Annotated in this window: 24 protein-coding genes; all 24 read left to right on the top strand. The window is 38.6% G+C overall.

All coding sequences use genetic code 11. The features are described 5' to 3' along the window. The first annotated feature begins 120 nt into the window (after positions 1-120). The 24 genes from recG (at position 121) to dprA (ending at position 24705) form a co-directional block, all read left to right on the top strand. Positions 121-2166: an ATP-dependent DNA helicase RecG gene (gene recG, locus C7B89_RS04045; protein ID WP_054550503.1), complete on the top strand. Its 2046-nt coding sequence runs from the start codon at positions 121-123 to the stop codon at positions 2164-2166. Positions 2167-2298: 132 nt separating this feature from the next. Further along, on the top strand, positions 2299-2871 hold the full coding sequence (gene fapR, locus C7B89_RS04040) for a transcription factor FapR (RefSeq protein WP_004269421.1): 573 nt from the start codon (positions 2299-2301) through the stop codon (positions 2869-2871). 2 nt (positions 2872-2873) lie between these two features. Further along, positions 2874-3866 carry a phosphate acyltransferase PlsX gene (gene plsX, locus C7B89_RS04035; protein ID WP_048391651.1) on the top strand — a complete coding sequence of 331 codons (993 nt, stop codon included), beginning with the start codon at positions 2874-2876 and terminating at the stop codon, positions 3864-3866. A gap of 18 nt (positions 3867-3884) precedes the next feature. Beyond that, positions 3885-4838: an ACP S-malonyltransferase gene (gene fabD / locus C7B89_RS04030; protein ID WP_115673197.1), complete on the top strand. Its 954-nt coding sequence runs from the start codon at positions 3885-3887 to the stop codon at positions 4836-4838. Further along, positions 4831-5577 carry a 3-oxoacyl-[acyl-carrier-protein] reductase gene (fabG, locus tag C7B89_RS04025; protein WP_004269418.1) on the top strand — a complete coding sequence of 249 codons (747 nt, stop codon included), beginning with the start codon at positions 4831-4833 and terminating at the stop codon, positions 5575-5577. Before fabD ends, fabG begins: the two co-directional genes overlap by 8 nt. Positions 5578-5635: 58 nt before the next feature. After that, a complete protein-coding gene (gene acpP, locus C7B89_RS04020; protein WP_009371143.1) occupies positions 5636-5872 on the top strand; it encodes an acyl carrier protein in 237 nt (78 codons plus the stop codon). Between the two features lie 388 nt (positions 5873-6260). Then, complete coding sequence (gene rnc, locus C7B89_RS04015) at positions 6261-7025, top strand: ribonuclease III (RefSeq protein WP_012293239.1); 765 nt, start codon at positions 6261-6263, stop codon at positions 7023-7025. Between the two features lie 3 nt (positions 7026-7028). Then, positions 7029-10610: a chromosome segregation protein SMC gene (gene smc / locus C7B89_RS04010; protein WP_103117574.1), complete on the top strand. Its 3582-nt coding sequence runs from the start codon at positions 7029-7031 to the stop codon at positions 10608-10610. After that, positions 10607-11884 (top strand): signal recognition particle-docking protein FtsY, encoded by a 1278-nt coding sequence (gene ftsY / locus C7B89_RS04005; RefSeq protein WP_115673196.1) that lies wholly within the window; start codon positions 10607-10609, stop codon positions 11882-11884. The genes smc and ftsY overlap by 4 nt, the downstream gene beginning before the upstream one ends. 295 nt (positions 11885-12179) lie before the next feature. Beyond that, positions 12180-12515: a putative DNA-binding protein gene (locus tag C7B89_RS04000; RefSeq protein WP_048391643.1), complete on the top strand. Its 336-nt coding sequence runs from the start codon at positions 12180-12182 to the stop codon at positions 12513-12515. Between the two features lie 12 nt (positions 12516-12527). Continuing rightward, positions 12528-13886 carry a signal recognition particle protein gene (gene ffh / locus C7B89_RS03995; protein WP_048391641.1) on the top strand — a complete coding sequence of 453 codons (1359 nt, stop codon included), beginning with the start codon at positions 12528-12530 and terminating at the stop codon, positions 13884-13886. Between the two features lie 94 nt (positions 13887-13980). Beyond that, positions 13981-14253, top strand: coding sequence for a 30S ribosomal protein S16 (gene rpsP / locus C7B89_RS03990; protein WP_004269411.1), 273 nt, complete (start codon positions 13981-13983; stop codon positions 14251-14253). A 15-nt stretch (positions 14254-14268) separates the two neighbouring features. After that, entirely contained in the window at positions 14269-14502 is a 234-nt protein-coding gene (locus C7B89_RS03985; protein WP_004269410.1) for a KH domain-containing protein, read from the top strand. 373 nt (positions 14503-14875) lie between these two features. Beyond that, positions 14876-15391, top strand: a complete 516-nt coding sequence (gene rimM / locus C7B89_RS03980) for a ribosome maturation factor RimM (protein WP_066037820.1) — start codon at positions 14876-14878, stop codon at positions 15389-15391. After that, on the top strand, positions 15391-16128 hold the full coding sequence (trmD, locus tag C7B89_RS03975; protein ID WP_066037837.1) for a tRNA (guanosine(37)-N1)-methyltransferase TrmD: 738 nt from the start codon (positions 15391-15393) through the stop codon (positions 16126-16128). Before rimM ends, trmD begins: the two co-directional genes overlap by 1 nt. A 115-nt stretch (positions 16129-16243) precedes the next feature. Beyond that, complete coding sequence (gene rplS / locus C7B89_RS03970) at positions 16244-16588, top strand: 50S ribosomal protein L19 (protein WP_004269407.1); 345 nt, start codon at positions 16244-16246, stop codon at positions 16586-16588. 105 nt (positions 16589-16693) lie between these two features. Then, positions 16694-17263: a signal peptidase I gene (lepB, locus tag C7B89_RS03965; RefSeq protein WP_048391637.1), complete on the top strand. Its 570-nt coding sequence runs from the start codon at positions 16694-16696 to the stop codon at positions 17261-17263. Between the two features lie 57 nt (positions 17264-17320). Further along, positions 17321-18196, top strand: a complete 876-nt coding sequence (gene ylqF / locus C7B89_RS03960; RefSeq protein WP_115673195.1) for a ribosome biogenesis GTPase YlqF — start codon at positions 17321-17323, stop codon at positions 18194-18196. Between the two features lie 164 nt (positions 18197-18360). Continuing rightward, positions 18361-19122: a ribonuclease HII gene (locus C7B89_RS03955; RefSeq protein ID WP_054550509.1), complete on the top strand. Its 762-nt coding sequence runs from the start codon at positions 18361-18363 to the stop codon at positions 19120-19122. A gap of 56 nt (positions 19123-19178) precedes the next feature. Then, positions 19179-21068 (top strand): hypothetical protein, encoded by a 1890-nt coding sequence (locus C7B89_RS03950; RefSeq protein WP_115673194.1) that lies wholly within the window; start codon positions 19179-19181, stop codon positions 21066-21068. Further along, on the top strand, positions 21065-21367 hold the full coding sequence (locus C7B89_RS03945) for an EscU/YscU/HrcU family type III secretion system export apparatus switch protein (RefSeq protein WP_048391628.1): 303 nt from the start codon (positions 21065-21067) through the stop codon (positions 21365-21367). The genes C7B89_RS03950 and C7B89_RS03945 overlap by 4 nt, the downstream gene beginning before the upstream one ends. Positions 21368-21529: 162 nt before the next feature. After that, the gene (gene sucC, locus C7B89_RS03940) at positions 21530-22690 is read left to right on the top strand and encodes an ADP-forming succinate--CoA ligase subunit beta (RefSeq protein WP_036080495.1); all 1161 of its coding nucleotides are present in this window, start codon (positions 21530-21532) and stop codon (positions 22688-22690) included. 17 nt (positions 22691-22707) lie between these two features. After that, on the top strand, positions 22708-23610 hold the full coding sequence (gene sucD / locus C7B89_RS03935) for a succinate--CoA ligase subunit alpha (RefSeq protein WP_004229280.1): 903 nt from the start codon (positions 22708-22710) through the stop codon (positions 23608-23610). Positions 23611-23808: 198 nt separating this feature from the next. Beyond that, on the top strand, positions 23809-24705 hold the full coding sequence (dprA, locus tag C7B89_RS03930) for a DNA-processing protein DprA (protein ID WP_115673193.1): 897 nt from the start codon (positions 23809-23811) through the stop codon (positions 24703-24705). Positions 24706-24732 lie beyond the last annotated feature (27 nt).

Below are 24732 nucleotides of genomic sequence, written 5' to 3'. Positions count from 1 at the left end.
CCTATCAATCATTGGTAGGGTTTTTGCTTATGTGTAGGGTTAGGGAAATAATTTATGGTACATTAGATAGAGAGAGTATAACACTACATAAACAATCAATGAAGGGAGTTGTGGGATAAGATGACTGAATTATATGGACCCGTCAATGAATTAAAAGGCGTCGGGAAAGAAACAGCAGCCCATCTTGAATCACTAGGAATCAATACAATAGCTGATTTATTATGGACGTTCCCACATCGACATGAAGATTTTCGTTTAAAAGATTTAGCGCAAACACCACATAACGAACGGGTTACAGTTGAGTGTAAGGTGGAGCGGGAGCCTACGATTTTATTTTTAGGTCGTAATAAGTCAAGACTCCAAGTAACTGTTTTAGCAGGAAGACATTTAGTGAAAGTCGTATTTTTCAATCAGGGCTATTTAAAGCAAAAGCTTGTACCTGGTTCCATTATTACGGTGACTGGTAAATGGGATCGAGGTAGACAAGTAATCAATGGCACTTCAGTTACATTTGGTCCTAAAACAGATCAAGTTGACTTTGAGCCTGTCTATAGTCTGAAAGGCTTGATCCCCCAAAAAAGATTTCGAAAATATATGCGACAAGTGTTAGACGATTGTGGAGAAGTACTGCCAGAGACCATTCCATATTATTTACAAGAGTCGTATAAGCTTGTTTCAATAAGAGAGGGCTTGGAGGGTATTCATTTTCCACTGGATGCTGGGCATGCTAAACAAGCAAGGAGACGCTTTGCCTATGAGGAGCTATTAAACTTCCAATTGCGTATTCAAGCTTTACGGAAAATAAGGAAGGATAGTGAACACGGTACAGTTATTCAATTTAATGTGCATAAGTTACGAGATTTTATCGCTTCCTTACCCTATGAATTAACGAATGCTCAAAAACGCGTGGTGAATGAAATTTGTAAGGATTTGAAGGAGCCGCATCGAATGAATCGCTTGCTACAAGGGGATGTAGGTTCGGGTAAAACCGTTGTAGCAGCAATAGGGCTATATGCAGCCGTAACAGCAGGTTTTCAAGGAGCCTTAATGGCACCAACTGAAATATTAGCAGAACAGCACTTAGAGAATTTGAAAGAATGGTTCCAACCATTTGGTGTTCGTGTTGCACTCTTATCCGGGTCCACTAAAACAAAAGAGCGACGTGTGATATTAGCTGATTTGGCAAATGGAGATCTTGATATTGTTATTGGTACACATGCACTAATCCAGCCAGATGTTATTTTTCATAAACTTGGCTTTGTCATCACGGATGAACAGCACCGCTTTGGTGTGGAGCAACGACGTATTTTGCGTGATAAAGGGGAGAATCCCGATGTGCTTTTTATGACAGCTACCCCGATACCACGAACACTAGCTATTACTGCATTTGGGGAAATGGACGTATCGATGATTGATGAAATGCCAGCAGGGCGTAAGCAGATTGAAACGCATTGGATGAAGAAAGAACAATTCGGCTCTGTTTTATCTAAGCTAGAATTAGAGTTAGCTGCTGGAAGACAAGCCTATGCGATTTGTCCGCTTATCGAGGAATCCGATAAGCTTGATGTTCAGAATGCTGTGGAAATTTATGAGCAGCTAGCGACTTATTTTAAAGATCGTTATCATGTCGGTTTAATGCATGGGCGTTTATCAGCTGATGAAAAAGATGCGGTTATGCGTGCTTTTAGTGAAGGGACTATTCAAGTTTTAGTTTCTACAACCGTTGTAGAGGTAGGTGTAAATGTACCAAATGCTACCTTTATGCTTGTCTATGATGCTGAACGCTTTGGCCTAGCGCAGTTGCATCAGCTTCGAGGTCGTGTTGGTCGTGGTGAGCACCAATCATACTGTATTTTACTTGCAGATCCTAAGTCTGATGAGGGGAAAGAACGTATGCAATCGATGACAGAAACAAATGATGGTTTCCGTTTAGCTGAAAAAGATCTTGAATTAAGGGGACCAGGAGACTTTTTTGGTAGAAAGCAAAGTGGTTTACCTGATTTTAAAGTAGCTGATTTAGTACATGATTATCGTATATTGGAGACCGCTAGAAAAGATGCCTCAGAGATGCTTGAAACAAAAGAGTTTTGGCAGGATGACGACTATCAATACTTGCGTAAAATGCTAGAAGATACTGGTGTTTTACAAGGAGAGCGCTTCGATTAATCTGAGAAGCTTGTTAGCACAGAAAGAATGTAAGTACTTGATTTCAAAACAAGTCTTGCATTCTTTTTTTATACTCTATATACTGATATTAGTACCAAGTGCTAATAACAACTCAAAAGGTGGCGAATGAAGTTGAGACGAACGAAAAAAGAGCGACAGCGACTACTATCTGAAACGATAGCTGAAAATCCATTCGTCACAGATGAACAGCTAGCAACACAGTTTCAGGTAAGTGTCCAAACAATTCGTTTAGACCGTATGGAATTATCAATACCAGAATTACGCGAGCGAATTAAAGATGTTGCTTCAAAAAACTATGAAAATGAAGTAAAATCTCTCCCGATTGATGAGGTCATTGGGGAGATAGTAGATATTGAATTAGATCATCGAGCACTCTCGATTTTTGATGTACAAGAAGAGCATGTTTTTCAGCGTAATGGCATCGCACGTGGGCATCATTTGTTTGCGCAAGCAAATTCATTAGCGGTTGCAGTAATTGATGACGAACTAGCATTAACCGTACATTCCAATATTACGTTTGTGAAACCTGTACGAGCTGGAAATCGTGTTATTACAAAAGCGATTGTTATCGGACGAGATGAACAAACACACCGAACAAAAGTTGAGGTAACATCTACCGTTAATGGTGAAACCGTTTTTGTTGGTGAGTTTGATATGTACCGCACGAAAGGTAAAGGTGAGTAACAATGAAATTAGCGCTTGATGGAATGGGTGGAGACAATGCACCAAAGTCAGTTGTTGAAGGTGCACTTTTAGCATTAGAGCAAATTCCAAACTTAGAAATTCAACTATATGGTCATCAAGATAAGCTGGAACCATTTTTAAAACAACATGATCGATTAAAGGTTATACATTGTGAGGAAGCAGTAGAAGGAACTGATGATCCTGCCCGTGCTGTTCGTAGAAAAAAGGATTCTTCCATGGCACGTATGATGGATGCAGTAGAAGAGGGTAAAGCAGATGCTTGCCTTTCTGCAGGGAACACAGGGGCCCTGATGGCGGGTGGCCTATTTAAAGTAGGTCGCATTGAGGGAATAGCTAGACCAGCATTAGCTACAACGCTACCAACATTAGACGGTAAAGGGTTTTTAATGCTTGATTTAGGGGCAAATGCAGATGCTCGCCCAGAGCATTTAGTGCAATATGCCATTATGGGTGATATTTATGCTAAAAAGGTTGGAGGTTTGCAAAAACCACGAATTGGCTTATTAAATATCGGTACCGAGGATAAAAAAGGGAATGAATTAACAAAAGCTGCCTTCGAATTATTGAAGGAAGCAGATTTGAATTTTATTGGAAATGTAGAAGCACGTGATTTACTTGAAGGAGTAGCTGATGTTGTTGTAACAGATGGCTTTACAGGAAATATGGTGTTGAAGTCTATTGAAGGGACAGCAGGTGCTTTATTTTCTATGTTAAAAGAGGCCTTTATGTCTTCAACGAAAACGAAAATTTCAGCAGCGCTCATGAAAAATAATTTACGTGACTTGAAAAATAAAATGGACTATACAGAGTATGGTGGCGCAGGATTGTTTGGCTTACAAGCACCTGTTATTAAGGCACATGGATCATCAAATGCGAAAGCGATTTTCAGTGCCATTCGACAAGCCAATACGATGGTAGAGCATACGGTTATTTCGACGATTACGGAGACAGTACGCCACATAGAAATTGATTAAGCAAAGGGGATTATTCAAATGACAAAAATAGCATTTATTTTTCCAGGACAGGGTTCACAAGTAGTTGGAATGGGTCAAGAGTTTGTTGAAAATGCTGCAGAAAGTAAAGCATTTTATGATCGCGCAGATCAAGCTCTTCAATTTGAATTATCTAAATTAATGTTAGAAGGTCCAGCAGAAGAGTTAACACTGACATATCATGCACAGCCAGCACTACTTACTACTGGTGTAATGGTGGCTGAAAAGTTACGCGCAGCAGGTATTCAACCACACTACGCAGCGGGTCATTCACTTGGAGAATATGGTGCATTGGTGTTAGCAGGTGTTATGTCATTTGATGATGCTGTGTCAATCGTGCATAAACGAGGTCTTTATATGAATGAAGCTGTGCCAGCAGGTCAAGGCGCAATGGCGGCAATTTTAGGAATGGAACTAGAGGCATTGAACGAGATAACAGAGCAGGTATCAGCATCAGGTGACTCTGTTCAGGTGGCTAATGTGAATTGTCCAGGACAAATTGTTATTTCGGGCACTAAAGAAGGTGTGGATAAAGCAAGTGTTGCTGCCAAAGAAGCTGGTGCAAAACGAGCAATACCTTTAGTTGTAAGTGGTCCCTTCCACTCTGATTTAATGCGTCCATCTTCAGAGAAACTGCAAGCAGCATTGGCAGAGATTTCTTTATCTGCACCTGAAATTCCTGTAATTGGCAATGTGATGGCGAAGGAATTAAAAGATGTAGCAGCAATACAACAAGAGCTAGTTGAACAGGTATACAGTGCTGTTCAATGGGAAGCTTCTATGCGTGAAATGCTTGCGCAAGGTGTTGACGTCTTTATCGAATGTGGACCTGGTAAAGTATTAAGCGGTCTCTTGAAAAAAATTGATCGCTCTGTTGCAACTTATTGTGTTTATGATGAAGCTTCGTTAGAAGCAGTTTTAGAAGCGTCGAAGGAGTGGTCAATTAATGCGTAAATTAGAAGGAAAAGTAGCTGTTGTAACAGGAGCTTCAAGAGGGATTGGACGTGCTATTGCTTTAAAGCTTGCAGAAGAAGGTGCTAAGGTTGTTGTGAACTATAGCGGCTCTCAGGCAAAAGCAGAAGAAGTAGTAGCGATGATTCAAGAAAACGGTGGCGAAGCAATTGCTGTACAAGCTAGCGTCTCTCAGACAGAAGAAGTGACAGCATTAATGGATGCTGCTGTGAAAACATACGGCTCCCTTGATATTTTAGTGAATAATGCTGGTATTACAAGAGATAACTTGATCATGCGTATGAAAGAAGACGAATGGGACGATGTATTAAATACGAACCTTAAAGGTGTTTTCCTTTGTACAAAAGCGGTCACACGTCAAATGATGAAGCAACGTGCAGGTCGTATTATTAATATTTCTTCCATCGTTGGTGTAGCGGGTAATGCTGGTCAAGCCAACTATGTTGCGGCTAAAGCAGGTGTTATTGGACTAACGAAAACGACGGCAAAGGAATTAGCTTCTCGTAATATTTTAGTTAATGCTATTGCACCAGGTTTTATCGAAACAGAAATGACAGAACAATTGCCAGAGGATATCAAACAAGGTATGCTAACACAGATTCCTCTTGCGAAACTTGGTCAGCCAGAGGATATCGCAAAAGCAGTAGCTTTCCTAGCATCGGAGGACGCAAATTATATGACTGGACAAACGCTTCATATTGATGGCGGTATGGTTATGTAATTTCAATTAGGCATATAAGCTGATTTTTTGTATAATCATTTGAGGGGAGGTGAATCATTTGTCTACAGTATTAGAACGCGTAACAAAAGTAATCGTGGACCGTTTAGGTGTGGAAGAAAGCGAAGTAACGCTTGAAGCTTCTTTCCGTGATGATTTAGGTGCTGACTCATTAGACGTAGTTGAGCTTGTAATGGAGCTTGAAGACGAATTCGATATGGAAATTTCTGATGAAGATGCTGAAAAAATCTCAACAGTAGGTACTGCAATCTCATACATCGAAAGTAAATTAAACTAATTTCGTTAAAACTTTATTTAGTGAAAATAGATCACCTCTAATGGTGTAATGGTCATCGTAATCATACAATGGTTTTATGGTAGCTTGAATAAAGTAGAAATTACTTTTTCTGCATTCCTTGTTTGAAGGAGCAGATTCAATGAATGAAGATGTATTTAAAGGGGACGAAATGGATCGGTTTTCGATCTATTAACGTCCCTTTTTTATGTTAAAAATCTAATGACCAGTCAGCTTCAAAATTCTCTCTAATGGGAGATGCATGCTGTATTAAGAGGAATTTTCGGGAAAATTTCCAAAACATTGTGTTTAAGCCGAAATACTTTTGCATAAACGCCCTGAAAAAGGTACACTAAAACGGTAGAAACTATTAGGAAGGCAGATTTGTTCAATGGCTATGAAAAGAAAAGGAACTATGCAGAAATCTGGCGTACTTCCTGAAAAAGTACGCAACCAATTTGAGCTGTTACAGCATGAATTAAATATCACATTTATTAATAAAAATTTATTGTATCAAGCATTCACGCATTCATCTTATGTGAATGAGCATCGCCGTAAATTATTTACGGATAATGAGCGTCTTGAATTTTTAGGAGACGCAGTACTTGAACTGTCTGTTTCTAAATATCTTTTTGAGAAATACCCAAATATGAGCGAGGGTGAGTTAACAAAGCTAAGAGCTTCCATTGTATGTGAGCCATCACTAGTGATATTTGCTAACGAGCTAGGCTTTGGACGCTTTGTATTACTTGGAAAAGGTGAGGAATTAACAGGTGGTCGGGAACGTCCAGCGCTGCTTGCAGATGTCTTTGAATCATTTGTAGGTGCACTCTATTTAGATCAAGATTTACAAACGGTCGTGTCATTTTTAGAACGAATCGTGTTCCCAAAAGTAGAAGTCGGTGCTTTTTCGCATGTGATGGATTTTAAAAGTCAATTGCAAGAAATGGTACAGCAAACGAATAATGGACTTCTTCATTATGAGATTATCGATGAAAAAGGCCCAGCACATAATCGTACCTTTGTATCAAGCGTATTATTAAATGGACAAGAGCTTGGTATTGGTCGTGGAAAATCAAAAAAAGAAGCCGAGCAGCAAGCTGCACAATGTGCAATGCGGATGATGCGTGAAGAAGCTGCAAAAGAGGAGGCTTAATAGATGTTCCTAAAACGACTAGAAGTGATTGGCTTTAAATCTTTTGCGGAACGCATTGGAATTGATTTTGTACCTGGTGTTACAGCCGTTGTTGGACCAAATGGCAGTGGAAAAAGTAATGTCACAGATGCGATTCGTTGGGTACTTGGGGAGCAATCGGCAAAGTCGTTACGTGGAGCAAAGATGGAAGATGTTATTTTCGCTGGGAGTGACTCTCGTAAGCCACTCAACTTTGCAGAAGTAACACTTATTTTAGATAATACTGATGAGCAACTTGCTTTTTCTTATACAGAAGTCAGTGTAACAAGACGCGTATACCGTTCAGGTGATAGTGAATATTTATTAAATAACCAACAGTGTCGCCTGAAGGATATTACGGACTTGTTTATGGATTCAGGACTTGGGAAAGAGGCATTTTCAATTATCTCTCAAGGTCGTGTTGATGAAATTTTAAATAGTCGACCTGATGACCGTCGTTCTATTTTTGAAGAGGCAGCTGGCGTTTTAAAGTATAAAATAAGAAAGAAAAAAGCTGAGCATAAGCTTGTTGAGACAGATGAAAATTTGTATCGTGTATTAGACATTCTCCATGAATTAGACAACCGATTAGAGCCGCTTGAAATGCAGGCATCTAGTGCAAGAGATTATGTACAAATGTCTTCTGAGCTAAAGGATTTTGATATTGCAATTCTTGTGCATGATTTTAAAAATTGTGCACAATCTTTGCATGCGCTTAAAGAGGAATTTACGAAGCTTTCTGCAACAGAGCTAGAACAAGCTCAAAATATTTCAATGATTGATAAACAGACCGCCAATATACGTAAGCTATTAAAAGATCTAGATGATTATTTGGATGTTTCGCAGGCTGAGCTTGTCAATGCCACTATGGAGGTAGAGCGTTGGGATGGTCGTAAGGCATTAATGGCTGAAAAACGCCAAAATGCATCGAATCAACTATTACAACTGAATACAACATTACAAGAGGCTAAGGCGGAAGTAGAATTACTCCTGGTTCAAGAACAGGAGAAAAAAGAAGTGTTCTCCGAGAAGCAACAAGCCGTATCAGTATTAAAGCAGAGCATCAAGCAGTTAGAACAATCATTAAATCGGTCTGTGACAGAAATCGAGGAAGAAATAGAAGACTATAAAAATCGATATATTGATTCATTAAATGAAGAAGCAACAGTCAAGAATGAATTAAAAAATATCGATCAGCAATTAGCTCAACAAAAGGCAATGGCGGCAAAAATGTCCGATCAAACAGATGAAATTGGACAAGAGCTTATGCAAATCATTGCTGAAAAAGAAAAGCTAGTGGTTGAACATGCTTTGACAACCAATGATTTACAGAAAAAATTAGAGCAATATGAAACCTTACAAATACAGTTGAAAAATGTCAATATTTCTTTTAGCGAAAAACAGGATATGTTGTACAAAGCGTATCAACACCAACAACAACTAAAGGCTAGAAAAGATACATTAGCTGAACTCGAAGCTGATTTTTCTGGGTTCTTCCAAGGTGTTAAAGAAGTCTTGCTTGCTCGAGATAAAGGTGATTTACAAGGTATTGAGGGTGCTGTAGCAGAGTTAATCCAAGTTGAAGGAAAGTATTCACAAGCGATTGAAACAGCTTTAGGTGCTGCCTCTCAACATATTGTCACAACCAATGAGCGCCATGCGCAACAGGCTATTCACTGGTTAAAACAAAAACGGGCTGGACGTGCTACTTTTTTACCGAAAACAGTCATGAAATCACGCAAAATTAATCCAGGAACTATTCAGCTAGCAACTGAACATCCTGCCTTTGTTCAAATGGCAGATGCACTCGTCACTTTTAATGAAGACAATCGAACAATTGTTGAAAATCTATTAGGGAATGTCATCGTGGCATCAAATTTAGAAGGCGCAAGTCAAATTGCCCGATTATGTGGTTTCCGATACCGAGTTGTCACACTTGAAGGAGATATTGTTAATGCAGGGGGTTCCTTAACAGGTGGTGCACTGAAACAGCAATCCTCACTCTTTACAAGAAAAGCAGAGTTAGATGATTTAATCATTAAGCTAGAATCGTTACAGGCTTCCATTTATAGTGCTGAACAGGCTGTTGCAGCCGAAAAAGAGAAGCTTGCAGTACTGCGAGATCAAGTAGAGCAATTAAAGCTTGAAGGAGAGCAATTACGAAAAGATGAGATGCAACAGTCAAGTCGTATTCGTGAGCTAGAAGTCGTAGAAAAAAGCTTATCGGCTAGAGTAACCTTTGCTTCAACTGAAACAAAAGATGTAAAAACACGTGAGGAAGCATTGTTAACACAAAAGCAAGCAGCAGAGGAGCGCTTAAATACCCTTGCTGTAGAGCTTGTCGAAATCAATGAAACTGTCGAACAATTAAGTAAGGTAAAGTTACAGGGGGAGACAGAGAAAGATGTCTTACGAGAACAGCTTGCCGAAAAACGTTCACAGCTAGCGGTTATGCAAGAACAAATGTCACAAGTTCAAATTACAACTGCTGAACTGGCACTACAATTAAACAAAGCACAACAAAAAGTTAAAAATATTTCTCAGGAAATAATGTGGCTTCAATCTGATGAATCGACAAATCATTTAAGTGATGAAGAGGTCGAGGAACAGGTTGTGACATGGAAAGCAAGAAGAGATGCCTTACAAGAGACTATTTCTGAAAAGAAAGAGCAGAAAATAGGACAACAACAAGAACTCTCTACATTAGAAGAACAACTCAAGGAACTACAGCGTATTCATAAAGGATACCTTGAAGCAATTCGTGCCAATGAGTTAAAACGTAATCGTGTAGAATTTGAAATGGATAATTTTATCGAACAACTCGAAGAAAATTATCAGTTAACATTCGAAGAGGCTGAGAAAGAAGCTCTGGCAATAGAAGATGAAGAGTTTGTGCGAAGACGTGTTAAATTGTTAAAAAGATCCATTGAAGAGCTAGGACCTGTTAATTTAAGTGCGATTGAGGAATATGATAGAGTACTAGAACGTCATACTTTCTTAACTGAACAACGAGAGGACTTGCTTGCTGCACAGGAAACATTACATGAAGCAATCAAAGAAATGGATGAAGAAATGACGTTGCGCTTTAGTGAAACGTTTTATGCTATTAGAGAGCAATTTAAACGTGTTTTCCGTGAATTGTTTGGCGGAGGGCAAGCTGATTTGGTTTTAATTGACCCACAAAATTTATTGGAAACAGGTATTGAAATTGTTGCACAGCCTCCAGGAAAAAAATTACAGAATTTAAGTTTGCTTTCTGGTGGTGAGCGTGCACTTACGGCCATTGCTTTACTATTCTCCATCTTAAATATTCGACCTGTACCATTTTGTATTCTGGATGAAGTAGAGGCGGCTTTAGATGAAGCGAATGTTGTGCGTTATAGCCAATATTTGAAAAAGTTTAGTCTCGACACACAATTCATTGTGATTACTCATCGTAAAGGAACAATGGAGGGAGCTGATGTCTTGTATGGTATAACAATGCAAGAATCAGGTGTGTCGAAACTTGTATCAGTAAAACTAGAAGATGAACCCGTACTTGCGGAGCAAAGGAGCGAACAAGCATGAGTTTTTTTAAACGTTTAAAAGATAAATTAATGGGTAATCCAGCAGAGGAAGAGAAGCTAGACGCAACCGACAACGAACAGGAATCTGACCATTCGGAGCCAGAGTTTAAAGAATCAAACGAACCTGCTGCCATTGAGACCGTTGATCTAAAAGTGTCTGAACAAGATGTAGAATCACCAGAAATGGCGATTGTGAAAGAAGTCGACGTGGAAGCCGAGCCCTCACCTGAAATAGAAGAAGCACAGCTAGATGTTCAGGAGCTAGCAGTAGTAGAGGATGAACCACTGGAAGAGAAAAAGCCTTCTGCTTGGTCAATAACACAAAAATTCAAGGCTGGTCTTGAAAAAACACGTAATTCTTTTACATCAAAAGTGAATGACCTTGTTGCACGCTATCGTAAAGTGGATGAGGATTTCTTTGAAGAATTAGAGGACTTACTATTACAGGCTGATGTTGGATTTGAAACAGTCATGGAACTCATGGATAAACTGCGTTATGAAGTGCAACGTAAAAATATTAAAGATACAAATGGCATTCAAGCTGTGATTTCTGAGAAGCTTGTAGAAATTTACGAGCAAGGTGAAGAAGATTTAATTGAACTAACTATGCAGCCAGATGGTGAATTAACTGTTATTCTATTTGTTGGTGTAAATGGTGTTGGGAAAACAACAACGATAGGTAAGCTAGCACACCGTTTAAAGTCTCAAGGAAAAACGGTTGTATTAGCTGCGGGTGATACGTTCCGTGCAGGTGCTATTGATCAATTACAAGTATGGGGAGATCGTGTTGGTTGTGAGGTTATTAAACAATCAGAAGGCTCTGACCCAGCAGCAGTTATGTATGATGCGATTCGTGCAGCAAAAAACAGAAAAGCGGATGTATTGATTTGTGATACAGCGGGACGCTTGCAGAACAAAGTGAACCTAATGAATGAGCTTGAAAAAGTTCATCGTGTTATTTCACGTGAAATTCCAAATGCTCCACATGAAGTATTATTAGCATTAGATGCAACAACTGGCCAAAATGCGCTTGTTCAAGCACAAACATTTAAAGAGGCAACGAATGTGACAGGGATTGTTTTAACAAAGTTAGACGGTACTGCTAAAGGGGGTATTGTTCTTGCTATTCGTAACAAGTTGCACATTCCTGTAAAATTTGTGGGTCTTGGTGAGAAAATGGATGATTTACAGCCATTTGATGCAGAACGATATGTCTATGGACTATTTGCTGATGGTTTGGATAAGGAACTACAAAATAATGATGAAAACAGCTAACAGTGGCTGAATAGTTTTATATTGAATGTCATATATCTCTTTTCTATTCAGAAAGCAGGATGCTTAGTTTGCTTCAGCTTTTGAACAAAATTGGATAAAGTGACACTGACACATAATAGATAAAAACGCTCGATTGTGTATAGGTGAATTGACTTGTTTAAAAGAGTAATACTAGCCAAAGGCAAAAAATGCCTGAAAGCTGTAATTTAGGCTTTTAGACAAGGAGATTACCTTGACACAGACGGGCGCTTTTCGTTATGATACAAATGACTAATAGCGGGAGGAGAAACATTCGATGCTACTTGAAAAAACAACACGCATGAACTTTCTCTTCGACTTTTATCAAGCATTATTAACAGATAAGCAAAGAAGTTATATGGAGCTATACTATTTGGATGATAACTCTCTAGGAGAAATCGCTGAATCGTATGGTGTTTCACGCCAAGCTGTTTACGATAATATTCGTCGAACTGAAGCGATGCTTGAGGAATATGAAGAAAAATTATGTTTACTTGAAAAATTTCAACAACGTACCCAAATGCTGTCACAGCTAACACAGGGGATTACAGAAAAAAGTATGACAGCTGAAGAGCAGCTAGCACTTATTGAGCAGCTGAAAGAATGGGATTAGGAGGCGAAAGCAATGGCTTTTGAAGGATTAGCGGAACGACTCCAAGGAACGATCCAAAAGATTAAAGGCAAAGGAAAAGTGTCAGAGCAAGACGTTAAAGAAATGATGCGAGAAGTCCGATTTGCTTTAATCGAGGCGGATGTTAACTTAAAAGTAGTCAAAGAATTCGTGAAAAAGGTAAGTGAACGTGCTGTCGGTGTTGATGTTATGCAAAGTTTAACACCAGGTCAGCAAGTTATTAAAATTGTACAGGATGAACTAACAGAATTAATGGGGGGCGAACAAAGTCCCATTAAGTTTAATACGAAGCCACCCACTGTCATTATGATGGTTGGTCTACAAGGTGCGGGTAAAACGACCACTACAGGTAAATTGGCAAATGTTCTACGAAAAAAATATAATCGTAAACCATTATTAGTTGCCGCTGACGTTTATCGTCCAGCAGCTGTCCAACAATTACAAACATTGGGAAAACAGTTATCACTACCTGTTTTTGCGCTAGGTACTGAGGTATCTCCTGTAGAAATTGCACGTCAGGCAATTGAATTGGCAAAGGAAGAACATCATGATGTAGTGATTATTGATACAGCTGGTCGACTTCATATCGATGAAGACCTAATGCAAGAGTTAAAGGATATTCGTGCATTAAAAGAGCCAGATGAGGTTTTCCTAGTTGTTGATGCCATGACGGGTCAAGATGCAGTCAATGTAGCAGAAAGCTTTAATGAGGCAATCGGTATTACTGGGGTTGTTTTAACAAAACTTGACGGTGATACGCGTGGTGGTGCTGCATTATCTATCCGTTCTGTGACGCAAAAACCAATTAAATTTGTCGGGATGGGCGAAAAAATGGATGCGCTTGAACCATTCCATCCAGAGCGTATGGCGTCTCGCATATTAGGTATGGGCGATGTTCTGTCCCTTATCGAGAAAGCTCAGGCAAATGTAGATGAAGCCAAGGCAAAAGAATTAGAAGAAAAGTTTAAATCTCAAACATTTACTTTTGATGATTTTGTCGAGCAATTACAGCAAGTCAAGAAAATGGGCCCTCTTGATGAAATTTTAAAAATGCTACCAGGTGCTAACAAAATCAAAGGCTTAGATAATGTAAAAGTTGATGATAAGCAAATGGGGCGTGTAGAGGCCATTATTTACTCCATGACGCCTGCTGAAAAGACCAACCCAGAAATCATTAATGGTAGCCGTAAAAAGCGTATTGCGAAAGGCTCTGGGACATCTATTCAAGAGGTGAATCGTCTCATTAAACAATTCGATGAAATGAAAAAAATGATGAAACAAATGACTGGAATGGCAAGTGGTAAAGGGAAGAAAAAAATGAAATTACCAGGCTTTGATTCATTGTTTAAATAATAATTTTTAGGTGTTAAGAAAAAACACTTTACAAACAACCTAAACATTGATAATATACTATCTTGTGTGAAACTTATTCGGAGGTGCTATTAAAATGGCAGTTAAAATTCGCTTAAAACGTATGGGAGCTAAAAAATCTCCTTTCTATCGTATCGTAGTTGCAGACGCTCGTTCACCACGTGATGGTCGTCAAATCGAAACAGTTGGTACTTACAACCCACTAACTCAACCAGCTACTGTAAACATTGATGAAGAGAAAGCTCTTAAATGGTTAGCTGACGGTGCAAAACCATCAGATACAGTACGTAACCTGTTCTCAGAACAAGGTATCATGGAAAAATTCCATAACCAAAAATTCAGTAAATAATCGGGGGCGACGTCTTTGAAGCAGCTGATTGAAGCAATCGTTTTACCGTTAGTCGATTATCCAGAAGAAGTTCGTATTGAGACGGATGAAAATGCAAATCGAATTGTTTATAAACTTTTTGTTCATCCAGAGGATAGAGGGAAAGTCATAGGCAAGCAAGGGCGAGTAGCAAAAGCGATTCGTACAATTGTTTATTCAGCGGCAGGTAGTCACCATCAAAAGAAGACCTACGTCGATATATTGGATTAATAGAAAAGATTTTCACGCTCTTGCAACAAGTACTAGTGAGTCCTGATAGGTGTGTTTACATGTCGCTTAGGAGTTCAAAGTGGCCTTTTTGTATAAAGCGTAAAATCTGGACGAAAAAGGAGGGAGCTTGTAGGTTCCTTCCTTTTTTTATCTTTTTTTAACATCAGCATATCGCTATAACTTCTGTTTAAGTGGAAATTAAAGCTTAAATAAGGAGTATAGATAAAGGATATTGCTTATATTATTGTTGACAAGACAAATAAGTCTTAGCTAAAACTACATTCTTCCAAAGCACATCTGCAAGAACGGAACCTTTTTTGGATGAGCCAGATGCATTGTGAAGATAAGCATGTTTTTTACGAGGTGAAATAGAATGGAATGGTTTAATGTAGGTCGAATTGTCAATACGCACGGTATTCGTGGTGAGGTACGTGTATTATCGACAACAGACTTTGAAGAAGAGCGTTTTGCAGTAGGAAATAAGCTTGCTGCCTTTAAAAAAGACGATAAGAAGCCAACCTGGGTAACGATTGACTCTATGCGTCGTCATAAAAACTTTATTTTATTAACTTTTGAAGGCATGAACAATATCAACTTGGTTGAGCCATTTAAAGAAGGCATGCTGAAAGTGACAAAAGATCAAATGACTGATGATCTTCTTGAAGAAAATGAGTTCTTTTTCCATGAAATAATAGGCTGCACAGTTATTTCTGAAGAGGGCGAGACAATCGGTATTGTAGCAGATATCCTGCAAACAGGGGCAAACGATGTATGGGTAGTGAAAGGGATTAAGAAAGAACACTATATCCCTTATATAGAAGATATCGTGAAAGATATTGATGTTATGGACAAAAAAATAGTCATTCATGTTATGGAAGGCTTATTATGATGAATATTCATGTATTGAGCCTGTTCCCTGATATGTTTTCAGGCGTTTTTGGTGCATCTATTTTAAAGAAGGCACAAGAAAAGGGAGCTGTAAATTTAGAGGTAACGGATATTCGTACATTTTCAGGGAACAAGCATAATCAGGTTGACGACTATCCATATGGTGGTGGTGCAGGTATGGTATTAAAGCCTGAACCAATGTTTAGTGCAGTAGAGGCTATAACTGCAGGGAAACAGCCACGTATCATATTAATGTGTCCTCAGGGCGAACGATTTACGCAGAAAAAAGCAGAGGAGTTAGCGCAGGAGACAGAGTTAGTGTTCTTATGTGGTCATTATGAAGGCTATGATGAGCGTATACGTCAGCATCTTGTGACAGACGAGATTTCCATTGGCGATTTTGTCTTAACAGGTGGAGAATTAGGCGCTATGACTGTTATTGATAGCGTAGTTAGATTGTTACCTGGTGTCTTAGGACAAGAGGATTCTCATATTCAAGATTCTTTTTCAACAGGTCTCCTTGAGCATCCACATTATACACGTCCTGCGGAGTTCCGTGGCATGAAGGTACCTGATGTTTTATTATCGGGGAATCATGCTAAAATTGAGCAATGGCGAGAGGAACAGTCGCTGAAAAGAACTTTTGAGCGCCGTCCTGACTTACTTGAGCAATACCCATTAACAGACAAGCAAAAATTGTATCTAGAAAAACTAAAAAACAATCGTCTAGATGCTTGATTGCCGAATCTATTTATGATAACATCTAATCTGTACTTCTATGTGAGTACTGAATTACGGTGTTCCGCTGTGGCATAGATTGCGTGCAAGAGCATCTGTCTAAGGAGAGAAAACAATGTCAAACATTATTGCAGAAATTACAAAATCTCAGCTTCGCTCTGATCTACCAACTTTCCGTCCTGGTGATACTGTTAAGGTACACGTGAAAGTAGTAGAGGGTACTCGTGAACGTATCCAAATTTTCGAAGGTGTAGTAATTAAACGTCGTGGTGGCGGAATTAGCGAAACTTTCACAGTTCGTAAAATTTCTTACGGTGTAGGTGTTGAGCGTACATTCCCTGTACACACACCAAAAATCGCTAACTTAGAAGTTGTACGTCGTGGTAAAGTACGTCGTGCTAAACTTTACTACCTACGTAACCTACGTGGTAAAGCTGCTCGTATTAAAGAAATTCGATAATTATGACTTAAAAGTGAGGGGCTTGTGTTCAAGCCTCTTTTCTTTTTGCTTGTCATCTTTATTCACTATCATCTAAAATGGTGTTAGACAAGGGGGCAATTCTCAATGGAAAAACAAGTGAAAGAAAAAAATGAATTATGGGAATGGACAAAAGCACTATTAATTGCATTTGCGATTGCTGCAGTTATTCGATATTTTTTATTTACACCCATTGCAGTTGATGGAGAGTCCATGATGCCAACCCTTGAAGATGGCGACCGAATGATTGTGAATAAAATTGGTTATAAAATAGGTGAGCCTAAACGTTTTGATATCGTTGTATTTCATGCACCTGAACAAAAAAATTACATAAAGCGTGTAATTGGATTGCCAGGAGATACATTAGAGTATAAGGATGATCAATTGTATATAAATGGTGAGCCAATTGAAGAACCCTATTTAGATGCCTATAAAGCGCAAATCACAGAGGGAACTTTAACAGAAGATTTCACCTTAAATGACATTGATGTTTCCTTGGATAGCAATACCATTCCTGAGGGGTATATCTTTGTTATGGGAGATAATCGTCGATATAGTAAAGACAGTCGACATATTGGCCTTGTTAACCAAAAAGAAATTATCGGTAATACTAGTCTGATTTTCTGGCCATTTAGTGATATAAAAATTGTAAAGTAATGTAAGAAAGGGAGAGCATAATCACTCCCTTTTTCTTTTAGTTTAGGAGGTATAGCTGTGACGATACAATGGTTTCCAGGGCATATGGCTAAAGCCCGACGTGAAGTAACTGAAAAATTAAAGCTTGTCGATATTATCTTTGAATTAATAGATGCACGTTTACCGCTATCCTCACGTAATCCGATGATTGACGAAGTCATTAACCAAAAACCTCGTCTTTTGATCTTAAATAAAGCGGATATGGCAGATGAACAAGAAACACGGAAATGGGTAGAGTATTTTGCAAAGCGTGGTCATAAAGCAGTAGCCATTAACTCACTTGAGGGCAAGGGCTTACAGCAAGTAACAAAAGCGGCACAAGAAATTTTAAAAGAAAAATTTGATCGTATGAAAGCAAGAGGAATGAAGCCTAGAGCTATTCGTGCCATGATTGTGGGTATTCCAAACGTGGGAAAATCAACATTGATAAATCGCTTAGCGAAAAAAAATATCGCTAAAACAGGCAATACACCAGGTGTGACAAAGGCACAGCAATGGATCAAAGTTGGTAAAGAGCTTGAACTATTGGATACACCAGGTATTTTATGGCCAAAGTTTGAGGATCAAGAAGTAGGCTTTAAATTAGCTTTAACTGGTGCTATTAAGGATACTATTACAAATATGGAAGACCTAGCTGTCTATGGATTACGCTTCTTATCTAATCATTATCCAAAGCGTATGGAAGAGCGTTACGGTCTTGAGTTTATCCATGAGGAGTTAGTGGATACTTTTGACCATATTGGTAAGCTGCGTCGTGTGTTTGGTCCTGGTGGAGAAATAGATTATGATCAAGTAGCTCAACTAATTGTTCGAGATATCCGTGGATTACAATTAGGTAAACTTACCTTTGATTTTGTGGATGAACAGTTAGAAAAGGAAACTGAACAATTATAAGTATTTAAAACTGTCACACGTTCTTTTGTGACAGTTTTTCTTTTAGGAATACATTTTTTAACCGATAATGACTATAGAGAGGAAAATAGTTTTCAAGTTAAAGAGACTACATAATAACTGAACATGATATAGTTTGAATGAATAGAAGCAAGAAGGAGTACACAATGAAAACGATTAAGGAAATTACAACTGCATTGAAAGCTGCTGAGGAATGGCAAGATTGGATGAAAGAAGTTGCAGCCGATGAAAGAGCAGGTGTACAAAAGGCATGGCTAACTTGGCAAAAGAGACAAGATAAAAAACATCAATTACTGCAAGAGCATCAAAAAAAAGTTACATTCGATTTAAGCTATGGAGGAACAGATACATTTATTGCGGGTGTAGATGAAGCAGGAAGAGGACCACTAGCAGGGCCAGTCGTAACGGCAGCAGTAATTTTACCGACAAATTGTGAGGCACTTGTTGGTCTGAATGACTCAAAGCAATTATCGAAGGATAAACGAAACGGCTTTGCTAAATTAGTTAAAGAGCATGCCATAAGCTATTTTATTCATTTTCAATCTGCCCAACAAATTGATGAACTGAATATATATGAGGCAACAAAACAATCTATGAAGGTAAGTGTTGAATCATTGTCAACGAAGCCGGATGTTGTTTTAGTAGATGCTATGACATTACCTATTACAATTCCTCAAGATTCGATTATAAAAGGAGATGCTAAGAGCTTAGCGATAGCAGCCGCATCCATTTTAGCTAAAACGGCACGGGATGAGTATATGGAGCAATTAGACGAGGAATTTCCAATGTATGGCTTTGCGCAACATGCAGGGTATGGGACTAAGCAACATTTAGAAGCGTTAGAAGAATTTGGACCGACTATTCACCATCGTAAATCATTTGAACCAATAAAATCTATGTTTTCATAAAGTTAAAAAACGGTAGACAATTACACGAAGGAGTAATTGATGAAAGGAGTATGTATATGACAGCCACATCATTTAATCCAATTCAGATACAGCAAAATGCAATGACTTCGACAAATCAACCACTTGCTTTAAAACAAGGACAAGTATTTCATGGAACAATTAAGCAATTATATCCAGATCAAATGGCAGAAATACAAGTAGGTAATCAAAAATTTATAGCTAAACTCGAAGTGCCGTTAAAAGCCGGGGATGCCCATTTCTTTCAGGTAACAGGGACAAATCCACAAACGGAATTGAAAATAGTGACTGGACCGATGGCGCAGGCATCTACACCGAGTCAGCAAATTAATCAGTTATTAGAATCCATGAATTTGCCAAAATCTGCAGAGATGCAGCAATTATTAGGGCATTTTATGAAAGCGCAGCTACCAATTTCTAAAGAGCAAATGCTGCAAGCTGAAATGTGGTTAAAGGCATTGCCAGAGGGTATATCAAAAGTAGATGCTCTACAAACCATTCAAAAAATGATAGAGCTTAAAATGCCTATGATAAACGATGTGTTTCAAGCATTGATGAGTGGTCAAAAGACATCTGGTATGACCGCTATCATGGATAACTTTGCTCAGCTTTTAGCGAAGGATACAACCCTATCTGAGTCATTGAGGCAAAATTTAATGCAACAAGTACAAGCGATTGCCAAGCCCTTTGAAGTAGAAACAGGTAGTGCAGTGCTTGCAAGGCTTTTACAAAGTTTAACGAATAGTTCTGCGACAATGAATGAAAAAATGCAAGCTTTATCAATGCTAAAAGAATCAGGGATTCTCCCCCAGCAGGCTACATTGCAAAACTGGTCAAAAATGAATGAAGCAAAAGCCTTTCAGCCAATACAGCAAGCTGGTCAAGTTATTCAAACCATTCTTGCTACAAAGCCAGAAAATGCTAGACAACTGGTGGAACAGCTTAAATCATGGACCGAAAGTCAAAATTTATTAACGAATGGACAAAAACAGCAAATCAATCAGCTTGTGGATCGTTTTAATCAACTACCAGTATCAAAACAAACGCTAGATGTTTTTGCTAAACAAATGCAGGATCAGTTATTAAAAGCTTTTACTCAAAATACAGCTGATCGTTTATTTACACAGGATGCCCATACACTTTCTATGAAAGATCATTTGTTATCCCTAATTAAGCAAGAGGCCAATTCTCCTTCACAGACTGAGGCACTCATGCGCAATCTGGTGAAAAATAGTATTGATTCTTCGCAACCATTTATACAGCAAGTTGTGACACAAGCAGAAGCACTAGTACAAAATTCAATGGATAGTAAAGCGATGGAACATGCACTTAAAACGGTGTTGAAAAATTTAGGAATTAGCTACGAGGCTACACTCGGAAACAAGTCGGCTGATTTACACATGATTGCGCATCAGCTAAAGCCACAGCTCCATACATTATTGCAGGAAACTAATATACCACCTCAAATGAAGGAAGCGGCAGAGATGCTTATGACGCGTATGAATGGAATGCAGTTATCTTCAGGAGAAAATGGTCATCAACATCAGCTCATCATGCAAGTTCCACTTGAATTTTTTGGCAAGAAGATGGATGCAACCTTACAATGGAATGGTCGCATGAAAGATAATGGCAAAATTGATGCAAACTATGCACGCGTATTATTTTATTTACAAATGGCATCTATGCAAGAAACAGTGATTGATATGCAGGTTCAAAATAGAGTTGTCACAGTAACGGTCTTTAATGAAAATTCGGAAATTCAATCACTTGCTGAGCCGTTGAAGGCTGCTTTAAAAATTGGACTGGCTGAAAAAAATTATCAACTTTCAGGTGTGTTTATTAAACAATTTGATAAAGGGCAAACGGAAAAAGTAGGTCCTGTAGTAGAACAGCGAGAGGAGCAGAGTGGGGTGGATATCCGCGTATGAGCGAAGAAAAACTTACTCGAAAAGAGGCAATTGCGCTTACGTATAAGCTTGGTCAATTTGATAGTCCCACTGTTGTAGCAAAGGGAAAAGGGAAAATTGCCGAGAACATTTTGGCAAGAGCAAATGAGCATAATGTGCCGATTTATGAGGATCCTAACCTTGTGCAGTTACTTGGTCAATTAGATTTAAATGAGTCTATTCCTGAAGAATTATATCAGGCAGTAGCAGAGGTTTTCGCATTTATTTATCGTTTGGATCAGCAACATGCGCAAAAATATAGAAAAAATGAATTATTCTGATTATTTTTACAAGCTGTTTTAGTACACAAAATAGAAAAAAGCGTCATAATAAGAGAGAAAATTCGAACTAAAGACAAAGTGTAGACTTTATCAGAATCTTTCGTTAGAATAGTCTATGTTAGTAAAACAATTCTATGCAAATGTTTGATGGGAGGATGTATTATGAATATCCATGAATATCAAGGGAAAGAGATTCTGAGAAAATATGGTGTAGCTGTACCAAACGGAAAAGTTGCTTTTTCCCCTGATGAAGCAGTAAAAGTAGCGAAGGAACTTGGCTCAAACGTAACAGTAGTCAAGGCGCAAATCCATGCAGGTGGACGCGGTAAAGCAGGCGGTGTCAAAATCGCTAAAAACCTTGACGAGGTGCGCACATACGCAAAAGAGTTATTAGGAAAAATTTTAGTGACTCATCAAACAGGTCCAGAAGGAAAAGAAGTAAAACGTTTGTATATTGAAGAGGGTTCTGATATCCAAAAAGAATACTATTTAAGTCTAGTATTAGACCGTGCTACATCTCGTGTAACAGTGATGGGATCTGAAGAAGGCGGTATGGATATTGAAGAAGTAGCAGAAACAAATCCAGAAAAAATCTTCAAAGAAGTTGTAGATCCTGTAGTTGGATTAACAAGCTTCCAAGCACGTCGTATGGCGTTTAATATGAATATTCCAGCAAACCTTGTAGGGAAAGCTGTTAAATTAATGTTAGGCTTATATCAAGCATTTATCGACAAAGATGCATCAATTGTAGAAATTAATCCACTTGTTGTAACTGGACAAGGCGAAGTAGTAGCATTAGATGCTAAATTCAATTTTGATGCCAATGCATTATATCGACATAAGGATATTGTCGAATTACGCGATTTTGACGAAGAAGATGCAAAAGAAATCGAAGCTTCGAAATATGACCTAAGCTATATTTCATTAGATGGAAATATTGGCTGTATGGTTAACGGTGCTGGTCTTGCAATGGCAACGATGGATACAATTAGTTATTATGGCGGAAGCCCTGCTAACTTCCTAGATGTAGGGGGCGGTGCAACAGCTGAAAAAGTAACAGAGGCTTTCAAAATTATCCTTTCTGATCCAAACGTAAAAGGCATTTTCGTAAACATCTTTGGTGGAATTATGAAGTGTAACATTATTGCTGAGGGTGTTGTAACGGCTGCTAAAGAGATTGGTTTAGCTGTGCCATTAGTTGTACGCTTAGAAGGTACAAATGTTGAACTTGGAAAAGAAATTTTAAATGCATCTGGTTTAAACATCGTTGCAGCGGATTCAATGGCTGACGGTGCACAAAAAATTGTGGGACTAGTAGGCTAAGGAAGGCAGGGAGAACAATGGCTGTATTTATTAACAAAGATACGAAGGTAATTGTACAAGGGATTACGGGCGAAACAGCTCTTTTCCATACGAAGCAAATGCTTGAGTATGGTACTAAAATCGTAGCAGGTGTAACACCAGGTAAAGGTGGACTTGAAATCGAGGGAGTTCCTGTTTTCAATACAGTAGCAGAAGCTGTAGCTGCAACAGGTGCTACAACTTCAGTTATCTATGTACCTGCACCATTTGCGGCAGATGCAATTTTAGAAGCTGTTGATGCTGAATTAGAATTAACAATCTGTATCACAGAGCATATTCCTGTCCTTGATATGGTTAAGGTTAAACGTTATATGGAAGGTAAAAACACTCGACTAGTAGGTCCAAACTGTCCAGGTGTTATAACAGCTGATGAATGTAAAATTGGTATCATGCCTGGTTATATTCATACAAAAGGCCATGTAGGAGTTGTTTCTCGTTCTGGTACATTAACATATGAAGCAGTACACCAATTAACACAAGCTGGAATTGGTCAAACAACTGCAGTAGGTATTGGTGGAGACCCTGTCAACGGTACAAACTTCATTGATGTGCTTGAAGCCTTTAATAATGATCCAGAAACATACGCAGTTGTTATGATTGGTGAAATCGGTGGTACAGCTGAGGAAGAAGCAGCGGCATGGATTAAGGCAAATATGACAAAACCTGTTGTAGGCTTTATTGGTGGACAAACTGCACCTCCTGGCAAACGTATGGGTCACGCTGGTGCTATCATTTCTGGTGGTAAAGGAACAGCAGCGGAGAAAATTAAAGCAATGAACGAAGCTGGTATTGAAGTTGCAGAAACACCTTCTGTAATTGGTGAAACATTAATTAAAGTAATTAAAGAAAAAGGGCTATACGAAAAGTGTAAAACCCATTAAAATGGAAGATGTAGCCATTACGGCTACATCTTTTTCATTATTTATACACTGTTTATCATACTTCATTCAACAATTACCTACTTACTTATGAAGAAATCAACAATTTTGTGGCAGATGTTATAAATAATAATGCAATGTTGTGTTGAAAATTATCATGCGGTCATTTAATTTCTTCTATTATAAAAGGAGGTTTATTGAATGATTCTCGCAGTAGATACGCAGAGATTACTAGCCTTACATTATGTGTACCCATTACCACTACAGAAACTTCAGCAATTGTTGTCCCCTGTGAATATTTTAAGCTCTTTTGAAGACATTCATTATGACGACCTCGCAAAAGTTTTACAAATATCGGCACAAAAAGCACATCAACTTTCTCAGCTCTTTCGACAAATTATGACAACACCACTTGAAGAGGCCTATGCACGGGCTAATATTTTCCCCATCCCGTTTTATCATCCCTATTTCCCGGCGCAATTATTTGAAATATCAAGTCCACCTACTGTATTGTATGTGAAAGGTCAATATTCCCTGTTAACAAACAAAAAACAGATAGCTATTATAGGCTCTAGGAAGGCGACAGCGTATTCAAAAAGAGCGATAGACTTAATTGTCCCGCCGCTTATTCAACGTGATTATACGGTTGTTAGTGGGCTTGCAAGAGGTGCAGATACAATGGCACATAGGGCGACTATCGATATGGGCGGTCATACAATAGCTGTGCTTGGACATGGTTTTAATTATCTCTATCCATCAGAAAACCGCATTCTTGCTACGCAAATGGCAGAGCACCAGTTATTAATGACAGAATATCCTCCTCATATGAAGCCTGAAAAATGGCATTTCCCAATGCGTAACCGAATCATTAGTGGTTTATCTCAAGCATTAGTTGTGACAGAAGCGGCATTAAAAAGTGGCACGCTTATTACAACAGAGCTTGCATTAGAGCAAGGAAAAGATGTGTTTGTGGTGCCAGGACCTATAGACGCAACGCAATCAAAAGGGACAAATCAATTGCTTTTTGAAGGAGCAATTCCCATAGTGAATGGTCATCAAATCATTGAAACATTAGACCTCTTTTCTAACAAAAATTGAAAAAAAGTTGCATTATCTTAAAATCTG

It is taken from the genome of Lysinibacillus capsici (genome assembly GCF_003367505.1).
In the GTDB taxonomy this organism is placed as follows: domain Bacteria; phylum Bacillota; class Bacilli; order Bacillales_A; family Planococcaceae; genus Lysinibacillus; species Lysinibacillus capsici.
The sequence above is the reverse complement of the archived record's forward strand: the minus strand, read 5'-3'. Positions and strand labels throughout refer to the sequence as shown.